Source organism: Paenibacillus kribbensis (assembly GCF_002240415.1).
In the GTDB taxonomy this organism is placed as follows: domain Bacteria; phylum Bacillota; class Bacilli; order Paenibacillales; family Paenibacillaceae; genus Paenibacillus; species Paenibacillus kribbensis.
Genome location: NZ_CP020028.1, coordinates 3362713 through 3381480, shown reverse-complemented (window position 1 = coordinate 3381480; position 18768 = coordinate 3362713). Strand labels below are relative to the sequence as shown.

Below are 18768 nucleotides of genomic sequence, written 5' to 3'. Positions count from 1 at the left end.
GTAAGGAGTGACCAGGAATGGCTAAGGAAACAAAAGATTACTCCAAATATTTTGATTTCTCGGATGCGAAGATTATTTCTGAAGATGAGCATAGCAAAAAGATCCGCATTCGCGGACGTGAAATCAACATTATGGCGGAGCCGAACCATAGAAAAGAAAAGCAGCGCGGTAAAGAGGACGTACAGGTATTGTATGATAACGCAGTCCCGGATGAGCTAAAGCATATCGGTCAGGGAAAGCATTATATCGTATATACATTCGGTTGCCAGATGAACGAGCATGATTCCGAAACGATAAAAGGCTTGCTGGAGCAAATGGGCTACCAGGCAACCGAGGATCGGAAGGAAGCAGATATCATTTTACTGAACACTTGCGCCATCCGTGAAAATGCGGAGGATAAAGTGTTTGGTGAACTGGGCCACCTCAAGCATCTCAAAACAGAAAAGCCAGGACTGTTGCTCGGCGTGTGTGGCTGCATGTCGCAGGAAGAGAATGTCGTTAACCGGATTATGCAAAAACACGGTTTTGTCGATATGATTTTTGGTACCCATAATATTCACCGTTTGCCTCAACTTGTTAAAGAGGCGCTCTTCAGCAAAGAAATGGTGGTCGAAGTGTGGTCCAAGGAAGGCGACATTATCGAAAACCTGCCGAAGAAGCGCGAGGGAATGCGGGCTTGGGTAAACATCATGTATGGCTGTGATAAATTTTGCACCTATTGCATCGTTCCCTTCACACGTGGTAAGGAAAGAAGCCGTCGGCCAGAGGATGTTATCGCCGAGGTACGGGATTTGGCACGTCAAGGCTTTAAAGAGATTACCTTGCTGGGTCAGAATGTCAATGCCTATGGCAAGGATTTGAAGGATATGAATTACAGATTCGGGGATCTGATGGATGATATGCGCAAGATCAATATCCCGCGTGTACGTTTTACCACATCACATCCACGTGATTTTGATGATCATTTGGTTGAAGTGCTCGGTAAGGGCGGCAATTTGGTGGAGCATATTCATCTGCCGGTACAATCCGGCAATACGGATATATTGAAGAAAATGAACCGAAAATATACTCGTGAGCGTGTTCTGGAGCTGGCAGCGAAGATTAAAGCGGCTGTTCCGCATGTTTCTCTGACAACGGACATTATTGTAGGTTTCCCGGGTGAAACTGACGAACAGTTTGAAGATACACTATCACTTGTGCGGGAGGTCGGGTACGACTTCGCCTACACATTCATCTATTCACCACGTGAAGGTACGCCAGCTGCTTCGATGGAAGACAATGTACCAATGGAGGTCAAAAAAGAACGTCTCCAACGTCTTAACAAGGTTGTGAATGAAAACAGTCTCCGCTTTAATAGTCGACTGCGGGGCGAGGTGGTTGAGGTGCTGGTAGAAGGCGAGAGCAAAAATAACAGCGAGGTGCTTGCCGGACGTACCCGATCTAATAAGCTCGTGCATTTTGAAGGTTCCAAGGATCTGATCGGTACTTTTGTGCAAGTGAAAATTACAGAGCCTATGACCTTCTACATCAAGGGTGATCTGGTTCAAACCGCAGTTGCGGTTAACGGATAAAAAAGATTCTAGCGGGTTGCATTTGAATGACTATAAGTACCACCGGGTGCATAGATCGCCTAAGTGAGAAAAGGAGCGATGAACAGTGACAGAGGAGCGGTTGCAACAGACAGAACTTCAATCGGCGGCGCGCCAGCATGATCATTTGGTCAATCGCGATATGATATTGGCAAAAGCCAAAGAGTTGGCAGGTATTTTGGGCAACAGTGAGGAAGTGCAGTTATTTCGGAAAGCAGAAGAAAAGATTCGGGATCATCAGCGCATCCAGCAACTGATTGCAACTATGAAGAAGAAGCAAAAGGAAATTGTAGCGTTTGAATCCTTGAAGAATCAAAAAATGATTGCCCAAATAGAGGCCGAGCTTCAGGAGCTGCAGGAAGAGCTTGACGGTATTCCGATTGTAACGGAGTTCCAGCAAAGTCAGGTTGAAATTAATGAATTGCTGCAAATGGTGATCATGGCTATCCGTGATACGATTGCGGAAAAGGTGAATGTAGAAGAGGGAAAAAGCACTTCTGCCTCCAATTGTAGTGACTAAAATCAGATGTATGGTGTGGAGGCTTAGGCTTCCACGCCTTTTTTTCGAAGGCAATCTTGAGGTGAGGAATGCATGCTGAACCATGCACACTGAACCATGCATACTGCGCCAGACATCAGGAGTAATGTGACATCGAAGAAGGGATGAAAACTAGGAAATGGATAAGTTGCGTAAGATGGTAGAGGGGGAAGGGAATACATTCTGGAGTTACTTGGGATGTGAGCTGGTTGGTGCGGATGAGAACGAGGTACGCATTGCCTTGCAAGCTGGTCCGCAGCATACGAATGTAATGGGGATTGTCCATGGGGGCGTGCTGACTTCGTTAATGGACCAGGCCATGGGAATGGTTGCTATGGGCTCGCGTCAGATGCAGTCATGTGTAACGACGAACCTGAATGTTCATTTTTTGTCAGCGATGAGGCAAGGGGCACTGGAAGTGAAAGCTCGGATTCTTCATCAGGCAGGTCGCACCATCACGACAGAGGCAGAGGTAAGGAATGGTGAAGGGACACTCGGATGCATATCTACGGCGACCTTTCGAGTGTTGCATAAACAGCCAACTGACTAAGGACAAGGTCTAAAGCTTGACAAAACTTTTTATTATGTCATAATGAATTTATCAAAACGATATAATATGGTGATGTGAATGGATAACAATCGTACAAACGAAGAGGCGCAGAAGGCGTCGTACAACATTAAGAAATACCGCACCCCGGATGGTGCTCCGGCAGATATCGTAATGTTTACTTTAACGAAGCGGGAACGCAAGACGGTGACGAAGACATTGCCGATCCGGGAACTGAAGGTAATGCTCATCAAGCGCCGCAGGTGGCCGTTTGCGGGACGCTGGGCGTTGCCCGGAGGGTTTTGTCAGGAAGATGAGTCTATGTATGGAGCGGCCAAGCGGGAGCTGTTAGAGGAAACCGGTGTGGACGGCGGACATCTGGAGTATTTAGGTGTATACAGCGGACCGGGGCGTGATCCGCGTGGCTGGATTATATCGCATGCATTTTTTGCATTGGTAGAGGAATGGATGCTGGAGCAGCGGCAGGCAGCGGATGATGCTTCCGAGGTAGGGCTGTTCACGATCCGTGAGGCGCTGGAGGAATTGGAGCTGGCGTTCGATCACCGGGACATCATCGTCGATGCTTATCGGAAGATTCAGTTGCAGATGCTGCAGACGACGATAGCCAAGCAGTTTTTGCCGCCACATTTTACACTGGGCGAGCTGTATCAGGTAATTCAGAGTGTCGTGCCGGATTTTGAAGAGCCGAATTTTATCCGTAAAATAACATCGACCCGCAGCAGACAGGGGATATTGGAAGAGGTACGGGATGAAGATGGTAAACCGCTCAGCTCCAATCAGTATTCACAAAGACCGGCTCAGCTGTACCGTTTTAGTGACAGAGTACCGCGGTTGTCTATCTACACCTAATGTGATAAGACAGGTCATACGAAGAGCGCACAATCCCCAACTTTGTGGATGAAGGAGCTGATTGTACGATGAAGGCACTCATTGTTATTGATTACACGAAGGATTTTGTAGATGGCAGCTTGCCTGTAGGTCAACCGGCGATTGACCTGGATGATCGGATTGCAGCAATCACACAGGCGTATGTGGATCAGGGGGACTTTGTAGTCATGGCTGTGGATTTACATGAGGAGAAAGATCCTTATCACCCGGAGAGCAAGCTATTTCCCCCACATAATATACGTGGAACTGAGGGACGACATCTATATGGCAAGCTCCAGCCCCTCTATGAGAAACAAAGTGATTCTATCTATTGGTTGGATAAAACACGGTATAGTGCGTTCGCTGGCACCGATCTGGAGCTCAGGCTGCGCGAACGAGGCATTTTGGAGGTTCATCTGATCGGTGTATGCACGGATATATGTGTGCTCCATACGGCTATAGACGCCTATAACAAAGGCTTTGCTATTACCGTTTACAAGGATGCTGTGGCGAGCTTTAATCAGGCTGGACATGATTGGGCTTTGGGTCATTTTGAGGGAAGTCTGGGAGCTGCCATATGGTCGGCTGAGGATACGATTTTACTACAGAATAAGTAAATAACTTAACGATTGTGCACCATTATCCGATAACAAATGGAGCCGGATACTGCTAAGCTGGACAGATGAGACGATATGCCGTCGCAATCGCAAAACCGGGGATAGTCAGAGAGGATGAATACGATGCAATCAACGAGCCTCGCATTACATACAGATAAATATCAGATTAATATGATGTACGCCCACTGGGTGAACGGAAGTCACCAGTGTAAAGCTGTGTTCGAGGCGTATTTCCGTAAGTTGCCCTTTGGCAATGGTTATGCGGTGTTCGCTGGTCTGGAACGCATTGTGAATTACATCTCAAATTTGCGTTTTACAGAAGAGGATATTCGCTACCTTTCGGAACAGGAAGAGAAGTATGATCCTATGTTTCTGGAGGCTTTGCTGCAGTTTAGATTTGGCGGAACGGTTCATTCGATGAAGGAAGGAGCTCTCGTTTTTCCGAACGAGCCTCTGATACGCGTTGAGGGAACAATTATGGAAACGCAGCTGGTGGAGACGGCGATACTGAATTTTATGAATTATCAGACGCTGATCGCTACAAAGGCGTCACGTATTAAACAGGTGGCAAATAACGACACGCTGCTTGAATTTGGCACACGGCGTGCCCAGGAAGCAGATGCGGCGATTTGGGGGGCGCGCGCAGCTTATGTAGCAGGCTTTGACGCGACGTCCAACATGCTGGCAGGAAAGCACTTTGGGATTCCGACGAAGGGGACGCATGCCCATTCCTGGGTGCAAACCTTTATGTCGGAGCAGGAGGCTTTTGACGTGTATGCCAAGGTTTTGCCAGATCAGGTTACGCTGCTGGTAGACACCTTCGACACGCTGGAAAGCGGTGTTCCTCATGCGATTCGCACAGCGAAGATGCTGGAGAGCCAGGGCAAGCGCATGAACTCAATCCGTCTCGACAGCGGTGATTTAGCTTATCTGTCCATCCAGGCGCGGGAAATGCTTGATGCTGAAGGCCTGGATTATGTACAAATTGTAGCCTCCAATGATTTGGATGAAAATACAATTTTTAATTTGAAAGCCCAAGGAGCGCGTATTGATGTATGGGGTGTGGGAACACAGCTTATTACAGCTTCGGATCAACCTTCACTTGGCGGAGTGTACAAGCTGGTTGAGCGGGAAGTGGACGGCGAAATGCTGCCGACGATCAAGATTTCGGGTAATCCGGAAAAAGTAACCACACCGGGCAAAAAGGATGTATACCGCATCGTGGATAAAAAGAAGGGAAGAGCCGTTGCAGATTATATTTCTTTTCCGGATGAAGAGCGTCCGCGTAATGGAAAGCGTCTGAAACTGTTTAATCCTTTGCATCCATATATGAAAAAATACGTAGAAAATTACGAAGCCGTACCGATGCTTGAACCCATTTTCATAAACGGGCAGAAGGTATATGCGCTTCCCGAGCTGGATGAAATTCGAGCTTACCATGCTTCACAGCTGAAGCTGTTTTGGCCAGAATATTTGCGGAAGCTCAACCCTGAAATTTATCGCGTTAATCTCAGCGAAAAGGTGTGGGGGCTGAAGCAAAAGCTGATCGACAGCTATATGCAGCCTGAAGTAGAGGAAAAGGAATAATAGTATGAAGAGGCACCTCATGAATGTATGGGGTGCCTTTGTGTTGTGGCGAGTATGGAAAAAGAGAGCTTACTTATAAATTTCTCTCATGACATGTCTTAGCTCAGGTACAATAATGCGTTCCATCGCCAAACGTACAGCCCCACGTGAGCCAGGCATGGAAAATACAGCTGTCCGGCCTATCGTACCGGCCACAGCACGGCTTAATATAGCCGCTGAACCAATATCCTCGGCAAAGCTGAGATATCGGAAGATTTCTCCAAACCCAGGCAGCTCTTTATCCAGTAGGGAGGAGACAGCTTCATATGTGGTATCCCGAGGGGAAATACCGGTGCCGCCTGTCAAAAGCACAGCTTCGATGCCGTCCTCTGCTGCAGCTTCGGATACCAATTGCCGGATGCCTTCATAGTCGTCCTTGACGATGACATATCGGGCGATCTCATAGCCGTTGGTTTCCAGCAAGTCCATGAGCAGTCGTCCGCCAGTATCTGTTTCTACGGTGCGTGTGTCGGAGACGGTTATGACCATGCAGCTAACCCGCTGCGGAGCTTCCCGTCGGTGCTCTTCTACAGAAGTCATATTCATTACAATGTTCACTCCTTGAATCAGTGGTTAAGCCTACTCTTTTTACAATAGAGGAATGGTTGTCCGTATGCAAGTCAGGAGCGGAGACTATAAAGCTTTGTGATGAATATCCTTGCTTTCATGCATTGGAATATAGTACACTTCCTTACATAAGTCGGGACTTTCTGGTTTTATTTTGTTGAAAGCGCGAACATCAACCGATTAATCTCAATTATTAGCGGGTAATAATCAGCAGGGTCGACAACTGGGAGGTAATGTAATATGGATTATTCATACCAACAATGTGTAGATGCTTGCCTGGAATGTTTGAACGCTTGCAATGTTTGCAATGTAGCGAGCTTAAAGGAATATGATTTGGCCATGCTGCGTGAATGTATCCGAGTGAGCAGGGAATGTGCGGAGATATGCGGGTTTGCTGCTCAAATGCTGGAGCACGGAACCAATTTCGCCGAGCAAATCTGTGAATTGTGTGCTCATGCCTGTGAAGTATGCGCTGCCGAATGCAGCAAGCATACCCATGATCATTGCAAACAATGCGCAGAAGCCTGTCGTCGCTGCTTTCAGGCTTGCCGCCAATTGGTGGCTGTGTAATTACATATATGGAGTTAGCGCCTGAAGAAGAAAAGGTTGCTTTCTACTGAATAGATTTGTATAATGATGGGAAATTAACGTCGTGGAATGGGAGAGTAGCATTGAAGCCTGATCATTACAGCGAGCCGGAAAAGGTGGAAGCCGGTATGAGGTTTGATGTGAAGCGCACCCGGGAGATGGTTGGTCGAATCATGAAGTACATTCAGGAGATTCCTTGAGTGTAGTTCCTTTAGTAGATCAGCCCGGCAGACACCGTTATTCGTCATTGGAGTGAAATCGGCGATTTGTGCAAGTAAGCTTTTAGCTGCGCAGCCCGATTTACGAAGAGTGGTACCGCGGGGATATTGAAGTTCTCGTCTCTTGAATCATGTCAAGAGGCGGGAGCTTTTTTTGTTAGACAAGGATTTTGCAAAATCCTGAAATCTTAATAGAGAAGGAGAGAGAAAACATGCTGTTAAAGACTGCTGCCAAGGTTTTATTGACCCATACGGGCTTGGAGGAAAAGGAAGTTTTATCTTTATTGGAGATACCCCCGCAGCCGGAATGGGGAGATTTGGCGTTTCCGTGTTTTGTGCTGGCTAAAAAGCTTCGCAAGTCTCCACAGCAAATTGCACTTGAATTGGCGGAGGCAATAAGTCATGAGGAAGGTTTAAGTGCTTCGGCTGCTGGTGCCTATGTAAATATAACACTGAATCGTTCTGTTCAGATTCCGCTTATGCTGGCTGAATTGAACAAGCCTGATTTCCTCAAGCCAGATATTGGGCATGGACAGCGGGTGGTGATTGATATGTCCTCACCTAACATCGCCAAACCATTTGGTATCGGCCATCTTCGCTCTACTGTCATCGGTGCTGCCCTGTATCGCATTCTAGGGGAAACAGGACATGTTCCTATTAGCGTGAATCATCTGGGAGATTGGGGAACACAATTTGGCAAGCAAATTGCAGCCTATAAAAGATGGGGCAATGACGAGCAGCTACAACAGGATCCGATTGGAGAGTCGCTTAAGCTATATGTGCGTTTTCATCAGGAGGCCGAGCATGACCCGTCTTTGGAGGAAGAAGGCCGCGAGTGGTTCCGGCGTTTGGAGCATGGGGATGCCGAGGCACAGCGACTATGGGAGTTTTTTGTTGAGGTCAGTCTGGGTGAATTTGATCGCATGTACCAGCGTTTGAACATTACATTCGACCATGTGCTAGGGGAAAGTTTTTATAATGATAAGATGCAGGCAGTTGTTGCCCAATTAAGAGCGAAAGAACTGCTGGAGGAAAGCGACGGGGCACTCGTGGTTCGCCTGGAAGAAGAGGAGTTGCCGCCGTGTCTTATTTTAAAAAAGGATGGGACCACGATTTATCCGACACGTGACCTGGCAACAGCGATCTATCGTCGTGAGGTGATGAAGGCTGATTGGTTGCTTTACGTCGTTGGCGGGGAGCAGAGGTTGCATTTTCAGCAGGTGTTTGCGGTACTGAAGCGTGCAGGGGAGACATGGGCGGAGCAATGTGAGCATGTGCCGTTTGGACTGATGCGGTTCGCAGGCAAGAAAATGTCTACGAGACGCGGCAAGGTTGTGAAGCTGGAGGAGGTGCTCGATGAAGCTGTAGCGCGTGCTCAAGCCATTATCACGCAGAAGAACCCTGATTTACAGGACCAACAGGAAATAGCCGAGGACGTTGGGATCGGAGCGATTATTTTCGGTGATTTAAAAAACAATCGTCTAAATGAAGTGGATTTTTCGCTGGAGGAGGCGCTCACCTTTGAGGGCGAGACCGGGCCTTATGTACAGTACACTCATGCGCGCATACGCAGTCTTCTGGAAAAAGCTTACGCGCGCACTCACGCTGGTGCTCATTCTGATTTTAGCGGCACCGTCCCAGCGCAGGAGAAGCATTCCTCTGAATTGACTGACGCCTCGAGTGAGATACTGGGTGATGCAGGCTGGGAGCTGCTTAAGCAGTTGGATCGCTATCATGGACAATTGATACGTGCGGTTCGACAGTTGGAGCCTTCGGTTATGGCGAGATTTGCGTTGGATACGGCTCAAGCGTTCAACCGTTTTTACGCCAAGGAACGGATTGTTGGTGGTGGGCGGTGGCGTATTCAGCTGGCGGAACAAACTGCGGATATTCTGGCAAGTACGCTGCAGCTTCTTGGGCTGAAAGCACCTAATCGGATGTAAACCAAGCGAATAAAGGGCTGCTTGCTGTGCTGTTTTGCAATCCTTTTGTGCATATGTGAAACATTTGCTGCTCCTATTACGTCGGTAAGTATAGAACATAGTAAAAATGGAGGTGCACCACATGACAAAAAATAAAAGTGTGACAGCTGCTCTGCTCGTCATCTGCTCATTGGCAGTGGCTACATCGGCTTCTGCTTTTCGTGATATAAAAGGAGCTGAACAGGAGAAAATCGTGAATTCGCTTCAGGAGAAAGGTATTATTCAGGGAATAACAAAGGACAAGTTTGCACCTGACCAAACGCTTACCTATGCACAAGGAGTGCATATGGTCGTTAATGCCATGGATCTTCAGGTTATGCCTGATTTCACAACCGGTTCCTTTGCAAACATTCCCGCTTCAGCCTGGTATGCCAAGTCCTACCGGATTGCAGCACAGCATCAAATCCCTCTGTCACCGGATATTGACCCAGGTACTCGCATGACAAGGGAACAATTCGCAAACATTCTGTATAAAGCAGTGAGTGCCACAGGAGAATACCCAACCGTTCGTATGTACGTTAATGTAGCGGACGGCAAAAAGCTGGACCAGGATTCAAGCGAAGCGGTTCAATTTCTGCTGTTGACCAAAATTGCCAAATTGGATGATCAGAGCAACTTTAATCCGGATCGAAAAGTAACCCGGATGGAGGCAGCGGAAATGGTCTATAACGCATCTGAATTTGTGCAAAATCATAGACCAGCTGAGGCCACTCCTGAAAATCCGGCCGAGCCTTTAGATTCGGTTCAGCAAAACGGTATTAGTATGAGCATAGAGAAGGTGAATGACCAGCAGAACAAGGTGACAATTACCCGTTTGCAGGCACCTAATCCGGGATACGGCATTGAAGTGGATCATATCGACTATGTAGATGATACGAATGCAGTCATTTACTACAAGTTAACAAGTCCAAAGCCGGGGGAAATGAACATCCAGGTTATTACAGATACCCACACAAGTACATTGGTGAACAGCAAATATAAGGTTACGCTCAAAGCTGTAGAAGGAACAGTATCTCCACCCGCAGGCACAGGTACATCGGTAGCTAAATAAGGTCTGTAGCCCATTCAGGGAATGTAGCAATATACAAAAATAAAACCAGCAAGTCTCCTATATCTAATGGAAACTTGCTGTTTTTTTTAATGCTTAATTTTAATGCATCACGCGAGTCATTTGCCCAAGGCAAAGTCGTTTATTTCATCTTTACAAGCCGACTTAAGCGTTTCCGCCAACCAAGCCGGGGCCGCTTTGGCCGGAACTTGCTTTCTGCGAAGCGCTGGAACTCGACCGATTGTCAGACTTTCCAGAAACCGTAGCCATTGCGGCTACAGTATCTTTACCGCCAAGCAAGCCGTCCTGCGCAGGTGATGAGGCTGCATCTGTTCCAACCGTTCCCGACTGAAGCTGATACATTTGGAAATAACGACCGCCATGAGCCATAAGCTCCTCATGGCTACCGCGCTCCACAATTTCACCCCGATGCAGCACCAAAATTTGGTCCGCGCTGCGAATGGTCGACAAACGGTGAGCGATGATAAAGGTCGTGCGCCCCTTTTTAAGCACCTCAAGGGCAGATTGAATGAGCGCTTCCGTTTCGGTATCAATATTGGCAGTAGCTTCATCCAAAATCAAAATGGCTGGATCGAAGGCCAGCGCGCGCGCAAAGGAAATAAGCTGGCGCTGGCCGGCAGATAATGTGCTGCCTTTTTCAATAACAGGTTCATCAAAGCCTTGCGGCAAATGAGCTAACAGTTTGTCAGCTCCAACGTCATGCAGCGCTTTGTCCACCTGTTCTCTGGTGATGCGGCTGTCTCCGAGACTGACATTGGAGGCTACCGTACCTGTAAACAAATACGGATCTTGAAGAACAATGCCCATATGATGGCGAAGCCATTGCTTAGGGATTTCCTTGACAGGCGTTCCGTCAATGGTGATCGTTCCTTTCTGCGGATCATAGAAGCGGAACAGCAGATTAATAATCGAGCTTTTACCTGATCCGGTATGTCCGACCAGGGCAACCGTTTGGCCAGGCTGTGCTGTAAAGGAAATATGCTTAAGCACATCATCTTTTTTGTAGGCAAAAGATACGTCGTCAAATGCTACCTTCCCTTTGTAGCGCGGCATGGTGCCGTCCGTCACGGGCTCTCCGGTTTCATCCATCAGTTCAAATACCCGTCCGGAGGACACGATGGACGTATCCAGTACGGCAAGTTGGTTGACCATACCTGTCATAGGTTGGAACAGTCGCCCTAGCACATCGACGAAGGCATACAGGACACCTAGCGATATCGCACTGTCTGTAGTGCCAAGCGCCTTGGACCCGAAATACCATAACACCACAGCAAAGGCGAGGTTTCTCAACACGTTGACCAAATTGTGCGAAGTAAAAGCGTTCAAATTCAGCATTTTATTCTGATGCTTCATATAGTCATCATTCAATTCTTCAAACTCGGTTTGCGTTTGCTTCTGATGACGGAATACACGAATAATGGACATACCCTGAATAGATTCATTGATAATCGCATTGATTTCACTGAGCCTGGATCGAATGATCGTATTATAGCGGGTGGCAACCTTGCGATATAGCACAATCCACAAGATCAGCAGCGGCACAATGAATAAGGAGATCAGGCCCAATCTGAAGTCCAGCAGGAAGAGGGCAACATATACCCCTGTCATCGTCACAATACCTGAGGTAAAGTTTGACAATACAGCTACGAACAAGTCTTTGACCGCCTCGGTATCATTCGTAACACGCGATACGACCTTGCCTGCGGGCAGGTTGTCAAAAAAGTAAACCGGCAAGCGCTGAATGTGCGCGTAGAGGTCTAGCCGAAGCTTCTGAATGACCTTGTTGGCAGAGGATTGCAGCCAGTACGTTTTGCCAAACTCGGCAAAGATCGAAACGACCAGAAAGAAGCAATACCAGCCAATCAGTTGAAAGATGCCGGGCATTTCCGGTTTGTAAAAGCTATACAGCTCATCAGCAGTCAAAGCCTTGGCTTCATAGCGAAAGGTATCGGAGCCGCGTGTCACCGTTAGCGTACCGTTAGCAAAGGAGCGGTTGCCGTCAGCCACCTGCACCGAGCCATCAACAAATACAAAGGATTTGCCCACTTGTAAAATTCTCGCTTCGCGACCTTTGGCTTCTCCGGGCTCAAAGCGGTCTTCACGCTTAAAGTGGGTTCCGGCAAAGCTTACAGTACCGTCCACACTCGTTGTTTCATAAAATGGTTTTTCTATAGCGAGCATATGGTCGTCGATCATCGTTTTGGCGATGAAGGGTCCGGCCAGCTCGGCGGCTACTCCAATGGCCAATGCGATGAGTGCAGCGATAAAACCTGCTTTGCTCGTCAGGGCGTACTGGAACAGCCTTTTGCCGATATTGGGTTTCATTAGGATACCTCCCCTGAGGTCAGATCAGATTCCACTTGTTGCCGTTCATACTGCTGCCGGTACCAACCGCCAGCCTCAAGCAGCTCACTGTGGGTTCCTTCCTCAATAATGCGTCCTTGCTCCAGCACGACGATCCGGTCTGCATGTTCGACAGCCGAGAGACGGTGAGTGGAGATCAGGGTTGTTTTACCCGAGCGCTTACGCCGGATATTTTCGATAATACGCGCTTCCGTCCGGGCATCTACCGCAGACAGTGCATCGTCGAGCACCAGAATATCCGGCTCACCGATAAAGGCGCGCGCCAGCGAGACACGTTGCTTCTGGCCGCCGGACAGGGCGATCCCTTTTTCCCCAACGAGTGTATCCAGTCCATCGGACAGGGTCCCCAGGTCCTGATCAAAGGCAGCAGTGCGGATAGCTTCCATGATGTCGTCATCATCTGCACCAGGCTTACCGAACTGAATGTTCTCGCGTACCGATTTGGAAAACAAAATTTGCTCCTGCGGCACGTAGCCGATCCAGCTGTGCAGCTGCTCAATGGAAATGTCCTCCAGCCTTGTGCCAGAGATTAAAATATCACCACTGCCTGTCGGGTACTCATGCAAAAGTTGTTTGAGCAAAGTGGACTTTCCGCTGCCAGTTCGACCGACAACGCCTAGCGTTTCACCACGTTTCAACTCCAGGCTCATATGCGACAAATTATCGACAGTGGAGGTGGGATAACGGAAGGTAACATCTTTCATCGTAATGGACTCAGGACGGCTAACCGATACGGGATGGGCTGCATCCTGTACGTCTGGCTGGACATTGAGCGTTTCATTGACCCGATCCAGAGAAGCGCTGCCGCGCTGCATGATGTTAATCAGCTCACCGATGGCAAACATCGGCCAAATCATCATTCCCAGATACATGTTAAAGGAGACCAGCTCGCCCAGCGTGATATCGTTATGAAAGACCAGATAAATACCATAGCCGAGGCCGATGACGTAGCTAAGTCCTACGCAGAGGCGGATGGTTGGTTCAAAGAGAGCGTCCATTCGGGCGACTGCCAAATTTTTACGAAACACATCCTCGGTAATATCTGCGAAACGCTTTTCATCCATCCGCTCCTGGACATAGGCGCGAATGACCCGGATGCCTGCCACTGATTCCAGCACCTGATCGTTCATATCGCCAAATGCATCCTGTGCGAGTGTGTAGCGCTCGTGAACGGCTTTGCCGTAAATGCTCATGGCCAGGGCAATAAAAGGCAGCGGCAGGATAGCCGCCAGTGTCAGTTTCCAGCTAATCAGGGTGCCCATGGCAACTAATACCACGGTCAGATAGACCGTCGAGTCTGTTAATGTCAGCATCCCGAAGCCCGCTGTACTAGCTACGGAACGCAGGTCGTTCGTGGCACGAGCCATTAAATCACCTGTACGATTGCGCTCAAAAAAAGGCGGCGTCATTCGCAGCAGATGATTCATAAAGCGCGTACGAAGCAGACGCTCCACCAGATTGGCCCCACCAAACAGCTTGTGCATCCATATGTACGTAACGTAGTAGATGACGGCGAGAATGCCCAAGATCATAAAAATATAACGCCAAAGGGAGGACCAGGATATCGTACCGCGCACGATTTCATCAATGGCGCTGCCTAGCAGACGAGGAGGAGCCAGCTCTACAATACCAACGGCTATCAGCATAAACAATCCAATGGAGTATCGGCTTCGTTCTTTTTTAAAAAACCAGCTTAAATTTTTGAGTACCGAAAACAAGAGGAATCCCATCCTTTCATAACAAGCTCATTCGAGAGTTGTGTACCATTTTGAAAAAACAACAGCAGTTTCTGCCACGAGCTTGATCAGGCAACAGGCGCAAAAAAGGCATACCGTCCACAGACGATATGCCTTAAATCTCAATATCATATGGCGTGCAGGTATTTTCAGCACACTCACCACTGAAAAACTGCTCAAACACAGGCAAACATTCGTATTAAACCATACAACGTGAATGGCCCAATTCGGAAAGTTGCGACAGGGGAGGTGCTCCGGTATGAAGTTGTTGTGTGTGTAGATGAAATACAATAGGGAATTTTAGCACCGGTAACACTCCTTTCTTCCTCAAAATGGGTTCATTTTTACATGAGTAATCGTACGAATTGTAATAAATTCCAAAATGGATCTCGTATGGTTGAATCTTAACACCCTTATTTGCGAATTGTCAAACCCTTTTCAAAAAAATGTATATGACTTGTACCGAAAGGCTGGCTAAAGCAGGCGGTTGGTGGCCATTCCAAAAGATGCTATGATATAGTTGGCAGGATGTCATTGTACAAGGAGATGAGCATAACGCATGAGTATACAGGTAACTGAGCCTGCGGCACAGTGGTACATTAAGGAGCTTGGTTTGAATCATGGTGATTCGATCCGTTTTTTTGTTCGTTACAGTTCTGGCGGCGGGTTGCATCCAGGCTTTTCTCTGGGAATTGCCGTAGAGCCTCCGCAGCATCCCGTATTGCAGCATGAAGCGGCTGGCATTACGTTTTATATGGAGGACCAGGATTACTGGTATCTGAAGGGTCATGATCTGCAAGTCAAGTATTTGGAGGAACATGACGACATTATTTACACCTACACGGAGGAAACGCAAGCGTAATGTCCCAGTGTTGAAATAATGTGCAAGAGTTGTTTGTGGACATGAAAAAGCGGCGGAGCATCGTGCTGCAGGGGATTAGCCTGCGCATGATACACCGCCGCTTTATTGCGTTTAAGGAGGTATGACATATGTTAAGGATTGTTAAACATCGGATCATCGACCGCAAAATCAAAATCATCAATGTCATATACATGCACAGGTACAGAAGCTTCAATAATGCGGTGAATCCAATCCAATTGATCTGTCAAAATGGGCAATGCTTCACGCTGGGCAGTCAGTACCAGCTCGGTTTCGATCGGATCAAAATATTCTCCATAGTGCGCCGTATCCACAGCATTAATGACAATAAGCGAGGTGTTGGCGTCGAATAGAATGGGCAAGCTTTTGGCCCAGGGCATCTGAAGGGCACGCCTTATTTTTTTCTGATTCAACGGCTCCTCAAAATAGCTGATGAGCTCGCTTACCTTTCGCTTCACATGCTGGTCGTCCATAGGATTATCCATGAGAGGCTCCGTGCTATCCTTAAACTCGTATAGCTCCAGCAGTGATGTGTAAGGCACTATATATTCAACAGGGGCGGGAGATGTAAGCAACTGGCCGTATATGGCCACCATTACAGCTTCCGTTACAAATTGTCGAGACATCGGTCAAGCCTCCTGCATTTACCAAATTATGCGATAAGAGTATAACACAAAAGCGGGACTGAATTCAGCCCAACATGCAGATTGCTTTATTCGGACCATAAGCCAAGGGTTTAGGAGCGGCCGATCAAGAGAGACAGCAGTCCGGCAGCAATAAGCGGCCCTACAGGTACACCCTTAAAGAAGGCAACGCCAATGACAGTCCCGATGAGCAGACCTGTCACAATGATAGGCTGACCGGACATCAGGGTTACTCCGCGACCGCCAAGATAGGCTACCAGGATGCCGATGGCAATCGCGAGCAGTGACTTCCAGTGCAGAAAGGACTCCATCACTTGATTGATGCTGATTTTACCGCTGGCTAGCGGGGTCATGACCCCGATTGTCAGCATGATAATTCCGATCGTCAAGCCGTACTTTTCAAGCCAGGGGAAAGCAGAATTCAAACTAGTTACCCGCAGTAGCAATAATACGACCATGGCGATGGTCACCGTGGAATTGCCGCTGATAATTCCAAGACCGGCCAGCGCCAGTAAAATAAGTGAGCTGTAATCCATGTCGGTGTTCTCCTTAGTTCGTTTGGCTTTGAATATGCTCAGCAATTTGACGTCCATGCCAGCGCCCTGTCTCAATGAATACCTCATTGGCATTGCTGCCGGAAGCGATCACGCCCGCCACATATATACCCGGTATGTTCGTTTCCATCGTGGCAGGATCAAACTCGGGTTTATCCAGATCTTCAGCCATGTGGACGCCGACCGATTCCAGTAGTTTTCGTTCCGGGTGAAACCCGGTTAGTGCCAGAACAAAATCATTTTCCAGTCGGAACGCTTCGGCCTCCAGCGGAGTGACTACTACATGATCTGGATGGATCTCCGTAATACGAGCACCTAAGTGCAGCGTAATTTTCCCCTTTTGTACCATACTGTCGAACAGTGGACGAACCCACGGTTTGATGTAGGGAGACAGCTCGGTCCGACGGTATACCATATCAATCGTAGCCCCGACCCGCACTAGCTCCATCGCTGCATCTACTGCAGAGTTACTGCCGCCGATGACCGCGACTCGGGTTCCTGTATAAGGATGGGCTTCGCTGAAATAGTGAGTGACTTTATCTAATTCTTCCCCGGGAATGCCCAAATAGTTCGGATGATCAAAATACCCTGTAGCCACTACAACATAGCGGGACGAATACGATTGGGGTATTCCACGCTTGCTCATGGTATGAACGGTGAATGTACCGTCATCCTGACGAGCGATGGTTCGAGCCTCCTCATAATGCTGAATGTTCAGGTTATAATGTGTCGCTACTTTACGGTAATACGCCAAAGCTTCATGACGAAAAGGCTTGTCATTGGGGGTGCTGAATGGAACATCACCAATCTCCAATAGCTCGGCGGTGCTAAAAAACTGCATGTTCGTCGGATACAGAAAAATAGAGTGGACAATGTTGCTTTTTTCAATAATAACGGTTTGCAAACCTTTGCGGCTGCATTCGATAGCAGCGGATAGCCCGCATGGACCGCCGCCAATAATAATTACGTCATGCATATAGATGAACCTCCAATTGTATTGTTCTACTGCGTAAGTATTTCGCAGGATTAGCATTGCGCATCATTCGATTCCAGTCGCTCGTTGGTACAAAATATATACGGTCAGAATCATTCTGATTAATATTTTGATCCATGAAAGCTGTGCTCTGGATTGATGCAAAATGCACGGGTATGTAAGAAGTTTTTCAAATAATAATCCTACCGCAATGCGTACATAATATCCAGCCGTTTTCAGGAAGAAGTGATGGGAGGATATGATTGACAGATATTTTTGACAAACATTTTTGATATACATATAATTAGATCAATATCTATTTTGATTAAGTTCGTTTGTAGGGCAAGTCTCGCTTTTTGCAGAGCAAGTAAGGATTAAGGAAAAGAGGTGTTATCACGATGCAGCTGGATAAGATGGTCAATTATCATAAAGCGCTTGCTGATCCGACGCGTATGCGCATATTACTCCTGTTGTCCCGTGGGGAGTTGCATGGTCAGGCTTTGGCGAAAAAGCTGAATTTATCCCAACCGACCGTTACGCATCATGCTTCCAAACTCCGTGAGGCTGGATTAATCAAAGAACGACGGGATAAAAATACGGTGTATTTCACATTGAATCCGGAGCTGATCCGGCAGCATGCCGAGGCGACGGTACGTTTTATCTTCGAAAAGGGAGAGGGTGAGGAAGAGATGTCAGAGCTTAATGAAACATTGGAGGCGACGGTTTTACGTAATTTTTTTGCCAAGGACGGCAAGCTGCGCCAAATTCCTGCACAGTACAAGAAAAAGCTGATCGTGCTTCAGATGCTGGCTGAAAAGCTGGAGCCGGGCCGCGTGTATCCTGAACGTGAATTAAACGAGTGGATTAAACAGTACCATGACGATTTTGCGACGATTCGGCGTGAGCTGATTATGCATCAGTTTATGTATAGGGAACGGGAAATGTACGAATTGAATCCACGTGAGATGTGGACGCGCTGGGATCAGGTACGCTAAACGAAACACAAAAAAGATTAAAAAAAAGTTTTGCGGCAGGCTTGACAGATGATTTATCGACTTGTATGATAAAGGAAATTTTAGGAGGAGGCGATGTTATATGCGTACGAACAATAATGGATGGGTTCAGCAGCAGAATGACTTGTCTCCCGCACGGACGATGCTCAGTTAAGACTGTATCATATATAGTTTTAGCTAGGCAGTTGGTTGGACAGTAGAACCGACGAAATCCGCAGGGAGTGATTCCTTGCGGATTTTTTTACGGTTAGGTGTCCTTGTATAGGGTTGTTGGTTCCGGAGAGCAGTTTGCGCATAAGCCGCTTGCTTACGTAACGAACACGGATTACATCGGCTTCAGCCGCATACTTTCCGCAGGGGTTTCCCTGCGGATTT

General features: G+C 47.8%; 17 protein-coding genes and 1 other annotated feature. Of the genes, 11 read left to right on the top strand and 6 right to left on the bottom strand.

Annotated elements, in window-relative coordinates; genetic code table 11:
- The first annotated feature begins 17 nt into the window (after positions 1 to 17).
- The 6 genes from miaB to B4V02_RS14895 all read left to right on the top strand — a co-directional run bounded on the left by miaB (position 18) and on the right by B4V02_RS14895 (position 5766).
- Positions 18 to 1571, top strand: coding sequence for a tRNA (N6-isopentenyl adenosine(37)-C2)-methylthiotransferase MiaB (gene miaB, locus B4V02_RS14920; protein WP_094155422.1), 1554 nt, complete (start codon positions 18 to 20; stop codon positions 1569 to 1571).
- Positions 1572 to 1656: 85 nt separating this feature from the next.
- Positions 1657 to 2109 carry a YlbF/YmcA family competence regulator gene (locus tag B4V02_RS14915; protein ID WP_094155421.1) on the top strand — a complete coding sequence of 151 codons (453 nt, stop codon included), beginning with the start codon at positions 1657 to 1659 and terminating at the stop codon, positions 2107 to 2109.
- Positions 2110 to 2266: 157 nt separating this feature from the next.
- Positions 2267 to 2677, top strand: a complete 411-nt coding sequence (locus B4V02_RS14910; RefSeq protein WP_007430109.1) for a PaaI family thioesterase — start codon at positions 2267 to 2269, stop codon at positions 2675 to 2677.
- Positions 2678 to 2755: 78 nt separating this feature from the next.
- Positions 2756 to 3544 carry an NUDIX domain-containing protein gene (locus B4V02_RS14905; RefSeq protein ID WP_007430110.1) on the top strand — a complete coding sequence of 263 codons (789 nt, stop codon included), beginning with the start codon at positions 2756 to 2758 and terminating at the stop codon, positions 3542 to 3544.
- Positions 3545 to 3612: 68 nt separating this feature from the next.
- Positions 3613 to 4179, top strand: coding sequence for a cysteine hydrolase family protein (locus tag B4V02_RS14900; protein WP_094155420.1), 567 nt, complete (start codon positions 3613 to 3615; stop codon positions 4177 to 4179).
- 123 nt (positions 4180 to 4302) lie between these two features.
- Positions 4303 to 5766, top strand: a complete 1464-nt coding sequence (locus B4V02_RS14895; protein WP_007430112.1) for a nicotinate phosphoribosyltransferase — start codon at positions 4303 to 4305, stop codon at positions 5764 to 5766.
- Between the two features lie 69 nt (positions 5767 to 5835).
- Here the strand turns inward: B4V02_RS14895 and B4V02_RS14890 are convergent, their stop codons facing one another.
- Positions 5836 to 6351 carry a MogA/MoaB family molybdenum cofactor biosynthesis protein gene (locus B4V02_RS14890; protein ID WP_094155419.1) on the bottom strand — a complete coding sequence of 172 codons (516 nt, stop codon included), beginning with the start codon at positions 6349 to 6351 and terminating at the stop codon, positions 5836 to 5838.
- 261 nt (positions 6352 to 6612) lie between these two features.
- Here B4V02_RS14890 and B4V02_RS14885 point away from each other — a divergent pair, with 261 nt between their 5' ends.
- The 3 genes from B4V02_RS14885 (at position 6613) to B4V02_RS14875 (ending at position 10211) form a co-directional block, all read left to right on the top strand.
- Positions 6613 to 6942: a four-helix bundle copper-binding protein gene (locus tag B4V02_RS14885; RefSeq protein ID WP_007430114.1), complete on the top strand. Its 330-nt coding sequence runs from the start codon at positions 6613 to 6615 to the stop codon at positions 6940 to 6942.
- Positions 6943 to 7016: 74 nt separating this feature from the next.
- Positions 7017 to 7306: a binding site (T-box leader), on the top strand.
- Positions 7307 to 7390: 84 nt separating this feature from the next.
- On the top strand, positions 7391 to 9121 hold the full coding sequence (gene argS, locus B4V02_RS14880; protein WP_094155418.1) for an arginine--tRNA ligase: 1731 nt from the start codon (positions 7391 to 7393) through the stop codon (positions 9119 to 9121).
- 121 nt (positions 9122 to 9242) lie between these two features.
- Positions 9243 to 10211, top strand: coding sequence for an S-layer homology domain-containing protein (locus B4V02_RS14875; RefSeq protein ID WP_094155417.1), 969 nt, complete (start codon positions 9243 to 9245; stop codon positions 10209 to 10211).
- Positions 10212 to 10373: 162 nt separating this feature from the next.
- Here the strand turns inward: B4V02_RS14875 and B4V02_RS14870 are convergent, their stop codons facing one another.
- Both B4V02_RS14870 and B4V02_RS14865 read right to left on the bottom strand, forming a co-directional pair.
- Positions 10374 to 12554: an ABC transporter ATP-binding protein gene (locus tag B4V02_RS14870; protein WP_094155416.1), complete on the bottom strand. Its 2181-nt coding sequence runs from the start codon at positions 12552 to 12554 to the stop codon at positions 10374 to 10376.
- Positions 12554 to 14311 (bottom strand): ABC transporter ATP-binding protein, encoded by a 1758-nt coding sequence (locus tag B4V02_RS14865; RefSeq protein WP_094155415.1) that lies wholly within the window; start codon positions 14309 to 14311, stop codon positions 12554 to 12556. Before B4V02_RS14865 ends, B4V02_RS14870 begins: the two co-directional genes overlap by 1 nt.
- Positions 14312 to 14888: 577 nt before the next feature.
- Here B4V02_RS14865 and B4V02_RS14855 point away from each other — a divergent pair.
- Positions 14889 to 15191, top strand: a complete 303-nt coding sequence (locus tag B4V02_RS14855) for a HesB/YadR/YfhF family protein (protein WP_094155413.1) — start codon at positions 14889 to 14891, stop codon at positions 15189 to 15191.
- 131 nt (positions 15192 to 15322) lie between these two features.
- Here the strand turns inward: B4V02_RS14855 and B4V02_RS14850 are convergent, their stop codons facing one another.
- The 3 genes from B4V02_RS14850 to B4V02_RS14840 form a co-directional block, all read right to left on the bottom strand.
- A complete protein-coding gene (locus B4V02_RS14850; protein WP_007430121.1) occupies positions 15323 to 15835 on the bottom strand; it encodes a hypothetical protein in 513 nt (170 codons plus the stop codon).
- A gap of 110 nt (positions 15836 to 15945) precedes the next feature.
- Positions 15946 to 16389 carry a DUF441 domain-containing protein gene (locus B4V02_RS14845; RefSeq protein WP_007430122.1) on the bottom strand — a complete coding sequence of 148 codons (444 nt, stop codon included), beginning with the start codon at positions 16387 to 16389 and terminating at the stop codon, positions 15946 to 15948.
- Positions 16390 to 16402: 13 nt separating this feature from the next.
- The gene (locus B4V02_RS14840; protein WP_094155412.1) at positions 16403 to 17383 is read right to left on the bottom strand and encodes a YpdA family putative bacillithiol disulfide reductase; all 981 of its coding nucleotides are present in this window, start codon (positions 17381 to 17383) and stop codon (positions 16403 to 16405) included.
- A gap of 395 nt (positions 17384 to 17778) precedes the next feature.
- On the opposite strand from B4V02_RS14840, the gene B4V02_RS14835 reads away from it, so the two are divergent.
- Entirely contained in the window at positions 17779 to 18375 is a 597-nt protein-coding gene (locus B4V02_RS14835; protein WP_094155411.1) for a DUF2087 domain-containing protein, read from the top strand.
- Positions 18376 to 18768 lie beyond the last annotated feature (393 nt).

Coding starts and splice junctions, on each gene's coding strand:
- B4V02_RS14910 (WP_007430109.1), top strand. CDS start 2,267: ATGGATAAGTTGCGTAAGATGGTAGAGGGGGAAGGGAATACATTCTGG.
- B4V02_RS14895 (WP_007430112.1), top strand. CDS start 4,303: ATGCAATCAACGAGCCTCGCATTACATACAGATAAATATCAGATTAAT.
- B4V02_RS14905 (WP_007430110.1), top strand. CDS start 2,756: ATGGATAACAATCGTACAAACGAAGAGGCGCAGAAGGCGTCGTACAAC.
- B4V02_RS14900 (WP_094155420.1), top strand. CDS start 3,613: ATGAAGGCACTCATTGTTATTGATTACACGAAGGATTTTGTAGATGGC.
- B4V02_RS14845 (WP_007430122.1), bottom strand. CDS start 16,389: ATGGATTACAGCTCACTTATTTTACTGGCGCTGGCCGGTCTTGGAATT.
- miaB (WP_094155422.1), top strand. CDS start 18: ATGGCTAAGGAAACAAAAGATTACTCCAAATATTTTGATTTCTCGGAT.
- B4V02_RS14870 (WP_094155416.1), bottom strand. CDS start 12,554: ATGAAACCCAATATCGGCAAAAGGCTGTTCCAGTACGCCCTGACGAGC.
- B4V02_RS14835 (WP_094155411.1), top strand. CDS start 17,779: ATGCAGCTGGATAAGATGGTCAATTATCATAAAGCGCTTGCTGATCCG.
- B4V02_RS14850 (WP_007430121.1), bottom strand. CDS start 15,835: ATGTCTCGACAATTTGTAACGGAAGCTGTAATGGTGGCCATATACGGC.
- argS (WP_094155418.1), top strand. CDS start 7,391: ATGCTGTTAAAGACTGCTGCCAAGGTTTTATTGACCCATACGGGCTTG.
- B4V02_RS14885 (WP_007430114.1), top strand. CDS start 6,613: ATGGATTATTCATACCAACAATGTGTAGATGCTTGCCTGGAATGTTTG.
- B4V02_RS14890 (WP_094155419.1), bottom strand. CDS start 6,351: ATGAATATGACTTCTGTAGAAGAGCACCGACGGGAAGCTCCGCAGCGG.
- B4V02_RS14875 (WP_094155417.1), top strand. CDS start 9,243: ATGACAAAAAATAAAAGTGTGACAGCTGCTCTGCTCGTCATCTGCTCA.
- B4V02_RS14855 (WP_094155413.1), top strand. CDS start 14,889: ATGAGTATACAGGTAACTGAGCCTGCGGCACAGTGGTACATTAAGGAG.
- B4V02_RS14840 (WP_094155412.1), bottom strand. CDS start 17,383: ATGCATGACGTAATTATTATTGGCGGCGGTCCATGCGGGCTATCCGCT.